The 12,106-nt window shown below is 69.0% G+C and carries 14 protein-coding genes and 2 pseudogenes; 7 read left to right on the top strand and 9 right to left on the bottom strand.

Translation table 11 applies throughout. The features are described 5' to 3' along the window. Positions 1-1,408: 1,408 nt before the first annotated feature. On the bottom strand, positions 1,409-2,014 hold the full coding sequence (locus tag IEZ17_RS34740; RefSeq protein WP_189307266.1) for a TetR/AcrR family transcriptional regulator: 606 nt from the start codon (positions 2,012-2,014) through the stop codon (positions 1,409-1,411). A 122-nt stretch (positions 2,015-2,136) separates the two neighbouring features. Here IEZ17_RS34740 and IEZ17_RS34735 point away from each other — a divergent pair, with 122 nt between their 5' ends. From IEZ17_RS34735 to IEZ17_RS34720, 6 genes and pseudogenes are all read left to right on the top strand, one after another. Then, the gene (locus IEZ17_RS34735) at positions 2,137-3,234 is read left to right on the top strand and encodes an alkene reductase (protein ID WP_189307264.1); all 1,098 of its coding nucleotides are present in this window, start codon (positions 2,137-2,139) and stop codon (positions 3,232-3,234) included. An 18-nt stretch (positions 3,235-3,252) separates the two neighbouring features. Continuing rightward, positions 3,253-3,441, top strand: a pseudogene (locus IEZ17_RS43305) (SDR family NAD(P)-dependent oxidoreductase); the annotation flags it as partial. Positions 3,442-3,496: 55 nt separating this feature from the next. Continuing rightward, entirely contained in the window at positions 3,497-4,009 is a 513-nt protein-coding gene (locus tag IEZ17_RS34730) for an SDR family NAD(P)-dependent oxidoreductase (RefSeq protein ID WP_229852930.1), read from the top strand. Between the two features lie 111 nt (positions 4,010-4,120). After that, positions 4,121-4,348, top strand: a pseudogene (locus IEZ17_RS44285) (alcohol dehydrogenase catalytic domain-containing protein); the annotation flags it as partial. 91 nt (positions 4,349-4,439) lie between these two features. Further along, on the top strand, positions 4,440-5,078 hold the full coding sequence (locus IEZ17_RS34725) for a zinc-binding dehydrogenase (protein WP_308427743.1): 639 nt from the start codon (positions 4,440-4,442) through the stop codon (positions 5,076-5,078). Between the two features lie 278 nt (positions 5,079-5,356). Then, positions 5,357-5,761, top strand: coding sequence for a nuclear transport factor 2 family protein (locus IEZ17_RS34720; RefSeq protein WP_189307262.1), 405 nt, complete (start codon positions 5,357-5,359; stop codon positions 5,759-5,761). A 332-nt stretch (positions 5,762-6,093) separates the two neighbouring features. Here the strand turns inward: IEZ17_RS34720 and IEZ17_RS34715 are convergent, their stop codons facing one another. From IEZ17_RS34715 to IEZ17_RS34695, 5 genes are all read right to left on the bottom strand, one after another. Further along, positions 6,094-6,354, bottom strand: a complete 261-nt coding sequence (locus IEZ17_RS34715) for a hypothetical protein (RefSeq protein WP_189307260.1) — start codon at positions 6,352-6,354, stop codon at positions 6,094-6,096. Beyond that, a complete protein-coding gene (locus tag IEZ17_RS34710) occupies positions 6,355-6,774 on the bottom strand; it encodes an RNA polymerase sigma factor (RefSeq protein WP_189307258.1) in 420 nt (139 codons plus the stop codon). Beyond that, positions 6,747-7,040: an RNA polymerase sigma factor gene (locus IEZ17_RS34705; protein ID WP_189307256.1), complete on the bottom strand. Its 294-nt coding sequence runs from the start codon at positions 7,038-7,040 to the stop codon at positions 6,747-6,749. Before IEZ17_RS34705 ends, IEZ17_RS34710 begins: the two co-directional genes overlap by 28 nt. Before the next feature lie 469 nt (positions 7,041-7,509). Beyond that, positions 7,510-7,971: a hypothetical protein gene (locus IEZ17_RS34700; RefSeq protein WP_189307254.1), complete on the bottom strand. Its 462-nt coding sequence runs from the start codon at positions 7,969-7,971 to the stop codon at positions 7,510-7,512. A gap of 382 nt (positions 7,972-8,353) precedes the next feature. Further along, positions 8,354-8,839 (bottom strand): sigma-70 family RNA polymerase sigma factor, encoded by a 486-nt coding sequence (locus IEZ17_RS34695; protein ID WP_268249880.1) that lies wholly within the window; start codon positions 8,837-8,839, stop codon positions 8,354-8,356. Between the two features lie 703 nt (positions 8,840-9,542). Between IEZ17_RS34695 and IEZ17_RS34690 the strand changes: the two genes are divergently transcribed. Further along, a complete protein-coding gene (locus IEZ17_RS34690; protein WP_189307250.1) occupies positions 9,543-10,232 on the top strand; it encodes a haloacid dehalogenase type II in 690 nt (229 codons plus the stop codon). Between the two features lie 397 nt (positions 10,233-10,629). On the opposite strand, the gene IEZ17_RS34685 is transcribed toward IEZ17_RS34690, so the two are convergent. From IEZ17_RS34685 to IEZ17_RS34675, 3 genes are all read right to left on the bottom strand, one after another. Then, positions 10,630-10,989 (bottom strand): hypothetical protein, encoded by a 360-nt coding sequence (locus IEZ17_RS34685; RefSeq protein ID WP_189307248.1) that lies wholly within the window; start codon positions 10,987-10,989, stop codon positions 10,630-10,632. A 326-nt stretch (positions 10,990-11,315) separates the two neighbouring features. Beyond that, complete coding sequence (locus tag IEZ17_RS34680; RefSeq protein ID WP_229852934.1) at positions 11,316-11,393, bottom strand: mycothiol transferase; 78 nt, start codon at positions 11,391-11,393, stop codon at positions 11,316-11,318. Positions 11,394-11,541: 148 nt separating this feature from the next. Beyond that, positions 11,542-11,688: a hypothetical protein gene (locus tag IEZ17_RS34675; RefSeq protein ID WP_189307246.1), complete on the bottom strand. Its 147-nt coding sequence runs from the start codon at positions 11,686-11,688 to the stop codon at positions 11,542-11,544. Positions 11,689-12,106 lie beyond the last annotated feature (418 nt).

The raw sequence follows: 12,106 nt of genomic DNA, 5'->3' as shown, positions 1-12,106 counted from the left end.
AGCGGAGGTTCTGGCATCCGCTGCATCGGATGAGCAACCGGCCACAGTGACACCCGGCGGCACGGGGATCGGCGGGCCGACCGCCCGTGGGCGGTGGGCGGTGGATGATGCCGGTAGGCGGAACAGGCTGCTGGGCCGCAGCACTCACTGGTTTACTCCCATCGGATCTGGTGCAGTACTCCAGGCCATGAACGGGACGGCCTCGACTGCCGGCGACCCGGGCCCGGCTGTCGCAGGCGTTGAGGCGCTGTGGGAACAGTGGGCGGCGCGCGTGCCGCCCGGCGGAGCAGATCGGGCCGACTCCGCTGGTACACCGGTCCACCAGGATTTCTGGGCCGTACGACCGGGTTGGCATCTGCACAAGCAGCTCTCACACGGCAGAAGCGCGACGTCTCAGGCCGACGTGAAGCACCGTATGCACCGAATTCGGCGGCACAATCCACCGGACGCGAAGGCACGCACAGCACGTCCGCTCCGTCGCAAAGACGGTGGCCCGGACCACCGGACTCGCTGACTCATGACGCCAAGATCGGTACGAGAGCCACGACTTGTCGTTCCTCCAGGAGGGCCGCCCTGCCCGACGAGGAGTGCCGGGGGTCGCCCAGCGGAACTCCCTCGCGTACATCGACAGTAAGTGCACTGTAGAAGCGGCTCCTCCCCCGGACCATGGACAGATGCCAGGCTCGCCTCGCCGTGAGTTCATACACATGCTCAAACGTCACGTTGGGAACTGGGGCGATCCAGTGGATCGACCGTCCGCGGCCCCGAGGACATCACTGCCGGACTGGCCGGGCAGCTCAGTTGAAGGCTGCCGAAGGAGCCGTGCAGCCGAAGAATCATCCGGGCACCCGCGCCCGAGGGGTGCGCCGGATCGCCGGTCGCGTATGCACCCGCCAGTCCACCGCCCTCTGACGGCCAGGTATCCCGTGCCGCTCACGCTTCCCTGCCTGCCGGTCGTCGCCGGCACCACCGATGTCCGTTACGCCTCGGCCCCCACGGTCGACTCCGACTGGCACCGAATCCAGCGCCTGACCGCAGCCGCGACCAGCAGTCCTGGTCCACAGGCAGCTGCACACCTGCGTGCCGCCCTGGGCTTGGTGCGGGGCGGGCCGTTCGCCGGCGTCCCCCCGGCGGTTCGCGTGGGCCAAGCATCAGATGCAGGACATGGTCAGCGCGATCGTGGATGCCGCCGCCGACCCGGCCGAGCAACACCTGGCTGAACATTACCCGCGTGGCGCACTGTGGGCGGCAACCAGAGGCTTGGCGCCGCGGGGTGTGGGCGAGGTCGGCGGGCGGCATCCGGTCGGCGCCTTCCTCTGTGCCGGCATTCCACGAGGGCTTCCGTCGCCTCCGCCGGAGGACGGAGCCGTACCGGCGGGTCGGCCACCTGCGAGCTGACGGCGTGGTCTCAGCTGTGGTGGGCGCGGGTGTGGAGGTCCCGGCGGGCGGCGGCGAGTAGCTGGTCGGAGAGTTCCGGGTCGGTGGTGGCGACCGCGCGGGACAGCAGGAGCGCGCCGGCCATCTGACTGAAGAGGGCGAGCGAGCGCGACCAGGCTTCTTTCTCGTCCAGTCCAGTGGCGTCCTGGACGGCCTGACTGAAGCGGTGCAGGTTGGCGCTCAGCCCGGTGGTGTAGCGGGCGCGGGCGTCGTCGTCGAGGCGGGGGGCGTCGCCGAGGAAGCCCGTGTTGGGGCAGCCGTGGTCGATGTCGGCGCGGTGCTCGGGTGACAGGTACCAGTCGATCTGGGTGTCGACCGGGTCGGCCCCGCGTTCGCGGGACGCGTCCAGGGCCGCGGTGAAGTTGGCCAGCCCGTCGGCCATGGCCTTGGCGACCACCTCGTCCACCAGTGCTCCCTTGGAAGCGAAGTGGTTGTAGAAGCCGCCCCGGGTCATCCCGGCGGCAGCCATGAGCTCCACCAGGCCGACCGCCTCCGTTCCACGCTGACGGAACAGCGTCTCGGCGGCAGTCACGATCGCGTCGTGATTCTGCGCCGCCTTCTGCCGCGACACACCCATGCCCGGTACCTCCCTCTCTCTGCCTCACCCACCGTACACGATGTCGTTCGACATTGACATCGCGGCGGGTCGGGCATAAAACAATGTCGAGCGACATTGTGAGTGAGTGAGAGGAACACACGATGAACGTCGCATCGCTGTTCACACCGGTCCGGATGGGCGACCTGGAGCTGCCCAACCGCATCGCGCTGGCACCCCTGACCCGCATGCGCGCCGACAACCCCGGTCATGTGCCGACCGCACTACAGGCCGAGTACTACGCCCAGCGGGCCTCCGCCGGCCTCATCGTCGGCGAGGCGACCGCGATCAGCCCGGACGGCTTCGGCTGGGCCGACACACCCGGACTGTGGAGCCCCGAGCAGATCCACGGCTGGCGACAGGTGACCGAGGCCGTGCACACGGCCGACGGTCGCATGATCGCCCAGCTCTGGCACACCGGGGCCATCTCGCACCCCGACCTGCGCGAGGGAGCACTCCCGCTGTCGGCCTCCGCGGTCGACCCGCGGCAGCGCAGCGTCACCCCGACCGGCCGCAAGCCCACGGTCACGCCGCGCGCGATGACTACGGCCGAGATCCGTCAGACCATCGCCGACTACGCCACCGCCGCCCGCAACGCCATCGCCGCCGGGTTCGACGGCGTTCAGATCCTCGCCAACTTCCTGTACCTGCCGGCCCAGTTCCTCAACAAGGCCACCAACCAGCGCACCGACGCCTACGGCGGCTCCATCGAGAACCGGGCCCGGCTGACCCTGGAGATCGCCGAGGCGGTGGCTGCGGCTGTCGGCCCCGAACGGACCGGCATCAAGATCGGCCCGATGCACGAGACCGGCCCGTTCGAGGCCAACGACGAAACCCTGCCCACCGCCGAGTACGTCATCTCCCACCTGAACGGCCTGTCACACCTCCTGGTGATGGGCGCCACGCACGACCTGACCGCAACCCCGCTCGACGGACTGGACGGCGACGGCATGTTCGCCCACTTCCGGCCGCTGTTCGACGGCACGCTCATCGCCAACGTCGAGCTGGACGCCGAGCGGGCCGCCCACCTGATCGCATCAGGGCTTGCCGACGTGGTCGCCTTCGGCCGCCCGTTCATCGCCAACCCCGACCTGCCCGCCCGGCTCGCCACCGGAGCCCCGCTCACCGACATCGACTGGACCACCGTCTACGCCTCCGGCGCCCGCGGATACACCGACTACCCGGCCCTGGCCGCCGTCTGAGACCCCAAGGAGCACCTCATGAAGCTCACCGGAAACACCATCCTGATCACCGGCGGCGGCAGCGGCATCGGCCGCGGCCTGGCCGAGGCCCTGCACCGCCTCGGCAACACCGTCATCGTCGCCGGCCGTCGACGCGACGTCCTGGACCAAGTCGCCGCCGCCAACCCCGGCATCGAGGTGGTCGAGCTCGACATCGCCGACCCGGACAGCACCACCAAGGCCGCCGAACAGGTCCTGGCCGCCCACCCCGACCTCAACGTCTTTGCTCAACAACGCCGGCATCATGCTGCCCGACGACGCCGCCTCCCCGCTGGACGAGGCCACAACGACCGCGCAGATGACCACCAACCTGCTCGGCACCATCCGCACCACCTCGGCCTTCATCGAGCACCTCAAGAGGCAGCCCGACGCCACGATCCTCTACAACACCTCCGCGCTCGCCTTCACGCCGCTCGCGCCGTTCGCCGTCTACTCCGCCACCAAGGCCGCCCTGCACTCCTACGCCCTGTCCCAGCGATTCCTGCTGCGTGACACCGGGGTCAAGGTCCAGGAGATCGTGCCGCCGTGGGTGGCCACCGGCCTGGGCGGCGTCGACGGCGAAGGGCAGGCGATGCCGCTGGAGGACTTCATCGCCCAGGCCGTCGAGGCACTTGCCACCGACAGCGAGGAGATCGTCGTCGAGCAGGCCCGGACCTACCGCGACAACGCCGGACCGGGCGAGCACGCCTACGTCACCGAGTCGAACACCTCCATGGCCGCCCTGCTCCAGGAGTGAACGCCGCGCGTCCGCGCCGGCCCAGCGGCTGCCGCACCGGCCGGCGGACCGTGCACAGCCCGAAGCCCGACACGACCGCCCACGACCAGGAGGACAGGGGTGCATCAGACCATGAAGACGATCGGACTGACGCGGTTCGGCGGGCCCGAGGTTCTGCAGGTGTTGGACCTGCCCGCGCCCGAGCCCGGACACGGGGAGGTACGCATCCGCGTCCACGCGACCGCGGTCAACCCCACGGACATCACCTTCCGCACCGGAGGGCGAGCCGACCAACTCGCAGCGCGCCCTGTCCCGTACGTGCCCGGCATGGACGTGGCCGGTGTGGTGGACAAGCTCGGCCCGGGCACCGACGGGCGCCTGGCCGTGGGAGCCCGCGTGATCGCCTACGTCATCCCCCTTCGGCCCGCACGGCGGCACCTACGCCGAGCAGTTGGTCGTCCACCAGGCATCGGTGGTGCCGGCTCCCGCGAAGGCCACCTTCCCCGAGGCGGCCACGCTGCTGCTCAACGCGGTCACCGCGCGACTGTCCCTCAACGCGCTCGCCCTGACCCCCGGCACGACGCTCGTCGTCGCAGGAGCCACGGGAGCGGTCGGCGGATTCGCGGTCGAGATGGCGAAGGCGGATGGGCTGACCGTGCTGGCGTACGCATCCGACGCGGACCAGAAGACGGTGCGGGACCTGGGCGCCGACCAGGTCGTGCCACGGCGCCAGGACGCCGTATCCGACATCCGCGGTGCGCTGGCCGGCGGGGCGCCCGCACTGATCGACGGCGCCGCCCTCAACGCGCAGGCGCTCGGGGCGATCGCCGACGGCGGAGCGCTGGTCAGCCTCAAGGGCTGGACCGGCCCCACCGAGCGCGGCATCACGATCCACCCGATCTCCTCCTACAGCGCCGCCACCGACACCGCCCTGCTCGACCGGATCGCCCGCCAGGCGGAGAACGGCGAGCTGACCCTCCGCGTCGGCGACCTGCTGCCGGCCTCGCGCCCCGCCGAGGCACACCAGCGTCTGGCCACCGGTGGCGTGCGCGGACGCCTCGTGCTGGATTTCGCGAACCCGCACTGGTGACCGCCATCCCGCCACGCCGCACCGAACCGCGCCTCACCAGAGAGGACTTACCACGCATGTCAAGAACATGAGGCTCAAGACTGCGCTGGTCAGCCTCGTCCTCGGGGCCGCAGCCGTCATAGCCCCAACGCTCCCGGCAACGGCCGCCGGCGCGCCGGTACCGAACCCGCACAGACCAAGTTCAAACGCCCGTCACGGCGGCCCCGCCCCCTGCCGCCCAGCGACGCCCCAGCGTCCGCACCATCCCCTCCCAACATCGAACAGTAGGTGACCAACCCATGACCACCATCGAAGACAGGAACAAGGCCGTCGTCCGCGAGGCTTTCGACACCCTGTTCAACCAGCGGGACTACACCGCCGCCGAACGCTTCTGGTCCTCCGACTACATCCAGCACAGCGCCCATATCGCTCCCGGCCGGGACGGCCTGTTCAACCTGGTCAAAAGCCTCCCGGTGGAGCTGAAGCACGAGTGGGAGCTGATCATGGCGGAACGGGACATGGTCATGGTGCGCGGCCGTTTCACGGGACACGGACAACCCGCCCCATGGATCGCCGTCGACTTCCTCCGCATCGAAGACGGCATTCTGATGGAGCACTGGGACGTCATCGAAGAGGAAGTCTCCCCGGAGCAGTCTGTGAGCGGCCTGCCGATGTACGGCGACACCTTCCCCGAGGAACGGTGAAGATGACCGTCAGCGCCAAGGATGTCGCTGCACCACGTATGCCGGATGGCCAACGGCGATCCGGCATACGTGGTGCGATCGTTGCGAGAATTGGCTGACCGTCGACAGCAGGTTCATTCATAGCGCCGACCACATCGCCCGCCAGGCCCATGCGCCCGTCGCCGAGCCGGAAACACCACCGGCGCGCCGCGCGGTCAGCCCTCGAAGCATGGCGTCTGCACCGGCGCAAGGTCGTCGCGTAGCCGCAGGAAGCGGACCGGGTGGCGGTAGCGGCCGGCATCCACAGCGGTGCCCGCGATGAACTCCGCCCCCACGGCGCAGCCGCCAGTTCGTCAGGTCTGCGCGGTGAGTTGCTCGATCTCCGCGGCGATCCTGGCTCCGTTGTAGAGAGTCAGCCTCATGAGCGGCATCTCATGGATGGCGTGAGCCCCGATCTCCGTCACGCCGAGCAGGCGCATGACCGCGTCTCTCACCTCCTCCGCTGATACCGCCACGCTGATCACATCGAGGACGGCGGTCCTGGCTTCGATCGCTTTCATCGTGGCGTTGAGGACGGTGAGCCGCTCGGCGACTTGCTCGTTGGTCCCTGGCATCTAGCCTCCCGAGGCCGGCGCAGGGTCGAGCCAGGTGGTGTCCGATTCGCGGATTCCAAGAGGTCGAGCTCCAACAGCAGTCGGCGACAGCGCTCGCACCTGTCGAGGTGTTCTTCGACCCCGGTGCCGCTTCCGCGACCCCAGAGGGCCCCGCACATAGGCGGCTGGTTTCCTGGCGCACTTGCAGCACTCCCGTGCCATCTCCTGCTCGGACAGATGTGCCTGGAAATACTCCTTGCGCAGTCCCTCGCGCGCACGGCAGGCCAGTGCGGCAACCGCGTTGGCCGACAACCCCAGCAGTGGCGCCACCTGCGCCGGGCTCTCCCCCTCCACCTCGGTGTGCCACAGCACGGTCTGCCACCGCTCGGGCAGCGCGGCGAAGACGCGCCCGATCAGCGACGCCTCCAGCTCGGCCAGCACCGGGTCCTAGACGGGGAGCAACGGCGCGTAGACCTCCACTGCGGGCCGCCGCCGGCCCGGATCGCGCCCAGCACCTGGGCGAAACCCTCGGACGCGAGATCCTCCGCATCCGCCGGACTGGTCGCATAGAGCCCGGCCAGGCGGCGGGCCGACGCGAAGTGCCGCTCGTAGAGCACCACGAACGACGCGTCGTCCCCGCCCCGGGCGCACACGACGAGTTCGGCGTCGGACCGCTCGGTCGATGTGCCCTGTGCCTTCTCCGGCACCCCAAGGTCCCCGGTCCCCTGCCTCGGAACCCTTGTCACCGCCGTCCACCCCTCAACTGATCACAACGTCGTGATCACGGACTGTGCTTGCCCCGTCTGACCGCTGGCCCTGCCGGTCGTCTATCTGCACGGCCTCCCTGCCTGTGTCGAACGTGGTGAGGCGGACGAGCCTGAATGACAGAGAGCGGCTGCGAGGCCATCACGGAGCCGTGCAGGCCCATGCCATCCTGTGCCGGGCCGGCGCGCCGGGTGGCCCCCGGTCACGCGTCGGCCCCGTGGGCGTTCGGCGGGACTGGGGACTGGGGACTCGGCACTCGGCACTCGGGACTCGGGACTGGGAGACAACGGCGAGTCGCTGTCGGACGATCCGATGTCGCGGGGTACCAGGCCGTCAAGGGTGACGAACTGCCCGCACAGACCAGAGCGGCCTTCCTAGCGGCGCTGCGCCCATGAACAGGTCGTGGCATGGTCAGTCTCCGGTGAACAGTTCGACCGTGCCGCTCTGGCTGGTGCGCGCGGAGTCGGCAAAGCTCAGTACCCACGAGGAGTCGCCGGACGCCGTACCGCAACCGACCTTCACCGAGCCCCGCTTCGACACCATCGGCTTGTCCAGGACCAACTCGCCGGTTGAGTCGTTGCCCCAGTCGATCCGGTTGCCTCCCGGCACCTGGGTGTGCAGCAACTTTCCCGCACAGCCCGCGGGCAGCACCACGATGGTGCGTGGGCCGGCCGAGCCGGCGAAGGACGTCACTGCCGCAGGCGCCGAAGGCCCGCCCTTGGTCTCGCTGTCAATGAGAACCCTGATCTTCACGACCGTAGGGCTGTTGCTGCCGTCACCGACGGTGTGGACCAGTGCCACGTGGGTCTGACCGGTCGACTCGCGTCCCTGGACAAGGCGCAGACGGTCATCCTGGGCGTCCTTGCGGGGCACGCGCACATCGCTGTGAATGGTTCCGGACGCCGCGTTCCACAGTCTCGCCAGGGAGTCGGGCCGGAGGCCGGAGGGCAGTGCCGGGCTGGGCGCGGCGGTTGACGGCTCGGGCAGTGTGGCACCCGCCGACATACGGGACGCGGGGTGGGTGGACGGCGCACGTGCCGGGGGGGGACCGTGCCGCCCTGGAACGCCCCGAACGTCAGCGTCACCGCGGCGCACAGTGCGGCGCCACCGACGGGCACTCCGGTGCGGCGGCGCCGGGATGCCGTCACCCGCGCCCGCACCCGGGCCTGGAGGTCTGCTGGTGGTGGTCCGGCCTCGGCCGCCAGTTCAGCCAGGGCCTTCCCCAAATCCTCTGCGAATCTTTCGGTTTGTTCCGTCATCGTGCCCTCCTCTGCGTGAGCTGCCGGGACCTGTCCACGACCGGGCAGTCCGCCGACGCCACCGCCTGTGGCTCGTCGCCCAAGGCCAGGCGGAGCTGTTTCAGACCGCGGTTCGCCAACCGGTTGACGTTCCCCGTCGAGCATCCGAGGGTGTTCGCGGCCTCCTGTTCGGTCAGCCCCATGTAGTGCCGCAGCACCACCACCGCCCTTGTACGTGGTGCCAGTTCGGCCAGCGCCCGGCGTAGCAGGTCGCGGTCGTCCACCTCGCCCGTCGCCTCTTCGTCGCCGCGCTCAGGCAGGAGCCGGGTAAAAATCTTCAGTACTCTGCGCCGGCGCATCCGGCTGATGTGCGAGTTGATGATCGCAGTTCGCACATACGTCTCCTCGCGCCCTTGGGAGAGCGCCCGCTCCCAATGTCGGAAGCAGTTGGCCAAAGCGGTCTGCAACAGGTCCTCGGCGAGGCCGCGGTCGTTCGTGAGCAGGTAGCACAGGATGGCGGTGCTGTACCGACCCGCCGATCACCGCCTCGCCGCTGCACGGCGAACTCGTCCATCAGACCCTGGGTAGAACGATGCTGGGCTTCACCATTGCGCTGCCTCCCTGAGCCCCCGCCAACTGACCAACCTCGGACTCGGCATCACCGACGGAACCTGGACGATCGACACCACCACCGCAGGACGCAAAACATCATCCGGCCCACAGCCAGACAACCCCACACGCAAGATCTTCAGAAATATCCCAGCCTCAGGCTGGCCCGTGCGCCGCCGGTGTCAGGTTTGGTCAAGGTCAGACGGGCGCCGATCACTTCCGTCTGGCCGAGCACGATGGTCATGCCGAGACCCATGCCCCCCTTGCCTTCGGTGCGGAAACACTGCGGGCCGCCGCCGGCACACTGCCCTGGGCTCGCGCCGTGCCCGCCGCTTCGGGACCGCCATCCGCTCCGGCAGAGGAACGTCGCCCGGCTCCCATCGACGTTCTACCCCGGAGGTAAGGCACCGGCGTGGCCGCCAGCTCGCGTCACTGCCGCGAGCCTGCCATCCCGAGGTGGACCACCACCGCAGCATCGGAATCCCGCGCAGCAGCCGGGCGCCAAGTGTGCTGTGCGGGCCGGAATATGGGTGGCCTCCTGCTGCGTTGGGTCAACAGGCCCTGTATCAGCCCCACTTCGTCCAGGAGACCCCTCGTATGTCAGAGCTCGAGATCGATGCCGTCGTGTTCGACGTGCTCGGCACGCTCGTCGACGAACCTGCCGGCATCCGCGCCGGGATACGTGAACTCGACTCGTCGCTCGACGATCCCAGAATCGAGCAACTCCTGTCGCTGCGGCAGGAGCACATCGACCGCGAGCAACGTCGCATCCTCGACGGCGTCCGGCCCTACCGCACCAGCGACGTCCTCGACCAAGAAGCCGCCCAGCTCGTCGCCGACGCCGTTGGAGTCGACGACCCGGCTGCGGTGACGGCCCTGGCCCTGTCAGGTCGTCGGCTCCCGCCATGGCCCGACACACTGGCAGGGCTCGCCCGACTCGGCGAACGGTTCCCACTGATCGGACTCTCCAACGCGAGCCGGACAGCTCTACTGGGAATCAACTCCCACGCCGGACTGCGCTGGCACCAGGCGCTCTCTGCCGAAGACGTCCAGACCTACAAACCGGACCCAGTCGTCTACCAGTTGGCCGTCACCATCTCCGGACTCCCGACCGAGCGACTGCTGATGGTCGCCGCCCACGCCTGGGACCTGCGCGCTGCGCAGAACCTCGGCCTGCGCACCGCCTACGTCGCCCGCTCCGTCGGCGACCCGCCCACGCCCTCGGACCGATTCGACCTGCACGCCCAGGACCTGGCCGATCTGGCCGACCAAATCGACAAGGCTTAACGTCCTGCCCCGCTCGCCCCTCTCCGACCGCAGGCAAGAGCCTCGGGGGTTTGTGCGCTGTGCCTGCGGTCGGAGAGGGTTCACCCGGCGATGGCCGCCGAGGCGAGGCGAGCGCAGTGGGCAGCGATCTGGCGTGGTGAGTGGCGGTCGTGTTCGAGCCACCAGGTGATCGTCTGCACGGACATGGCGGCGAGAGCGTGGGCACCAGGCCACACCCTGCGCTACATCGATACAGACACCAAACCCACCAGCGATTTCATTCATCGCCCTTTGGCCGGCCATGGTTAGCGTCGACGCCGTCCGACAGAGGCAGGCTGCCCAGCGCTGGTCGTTTACCTCATCTCGTTCTGCCTTATCGATCATTTCAGAATCAGGTGCTGTGCTCGGTGAGAGGCTGTCAGTTGTCGAGTCGGTGAAGGACCTGCGTGAACTCGCCGTTCTCCATCAAGCCGGTGAGTACCTGGGTCATGCTGCCGATGCCGGCGTCGTGGACGATCAGCTCGTCCGAGCACCAGAAGTAGCGGCCTCCCAAAGCCTCGCCGCTTGCGGCCCAACGCTTCATCAAAACCTCGACCTGGGCAACGGTGAACATGGTCGCGCTCCACCGCGAGCCGTCCCGTAGCCGCACTTCGACTTCGACGTTGTCCACGGTCTCCAGGTTCTCATTGGCATCCGGCAGGAACGCGGCCTCGAACTGCTCCGTGCTGACGCGGTACCAGGGGCCGTCCCAGCTGCCCGATTGTGTGCTCTCGCTCATCGTGTGAGTGTGCCGGGTACCATTCGCCCACCTCAACCGCGTTGCTCCGGCGCGCTTCCGGGCGTGAACACCGACCTTGTGTCCGACGTCCTGTGGGCGCGCGTGGCTCCGCCGCTGCCGCCTGTGCGCGGCCCAGCGGTGCGGGATGACGGTGCAGGTGGTTCGGTATGCACCGCGGTGGGAGCGGGTGTGCGCCCGGCAAGGGCGGTGGCAACTGGACGCGGACGCCGACCACCCGGAGGACTACAAGGCCCGACAGCAGTCGAGTGCGGCATCAACCGCCTCAAGAGGCACCCCGCCGTGTAGATCGAGTGCGAAGCACCGCGTCACCTGCCGATGGACCCGTCGGCCTGCTCGCGGAGAATGCCAGCATGGCCCGCATGGCGAGCCATCTCTTCGATCATGCTGTTCTGTGGACTGTGTGGACGTCGTGGCGTGGCGTGGGGCGGGTGTTTTTGCGGCCTGGTGGCCGTCCGGGGCCGGGGCCGGTGAGCGCGCCGGCCACGGAGCAGCCCCTGGCCAATGCCAGGGGCTGCCGGCGGGGGCTCAATCTCAGCGGCGCAGGATCAGCCAGCCCACCCCGCTGCCGCCAGCACTCGCGACAAGAGTGCCGAGCCAGATAGTGGCCCTACGGGAGAGACGCAGGGCGACCGTCACGGTGAGGTCGATGTGGTGGGACACTTGGACCTCGATCCGCATGAGTTTCCTGCCCTTGTCGGACAGAGGGATCTCAGGCCTGGTCTCTGCGGCCCATGACTCCTCCTCGGCTCGGTCGTGTGCGAGAACACCACCACCGTGTCACCCATGCGCAGCACCTGGCGCGAAATGTTAGGCCGGACGGGTGACGCGTAGGACTCGCCCCCTGGTCACCAGAGTGGTTCTGTCGGCCCTGGCGAACGCACCGGAGCGCGGGCGATCAGGTGGCTGACAAGCCGGGATCGAAAGTAGCCTCTGCCCCGGCCACACGAGAGGCACTGGCCCACACAGCCCGGATCGAAACGACGCACCGACGGCCCCGGCGGGGGCCGCTGAAACTCTCGCGTCACCGCGCCAAACCGGCGTTGTCTCCCCCGTCGATGGAGTGATGGCGCCTGGGCTGCGGCATGGCGTAGGTGCA

The organism is Streptomyces albospinus, from assembly GCF_014648695.1.
GTDB classification, from domain to species: Bacteria; Actinomycetota; Actinomycetes; order Streptomycetales; family Streptomycetaceae; genus Streptomyces; species Streptomyces albospinus.
Note: the sequence above shows the minus strand (reverse complement) of the source record. Positions and strands in the feature narration are given on the sequence as shown.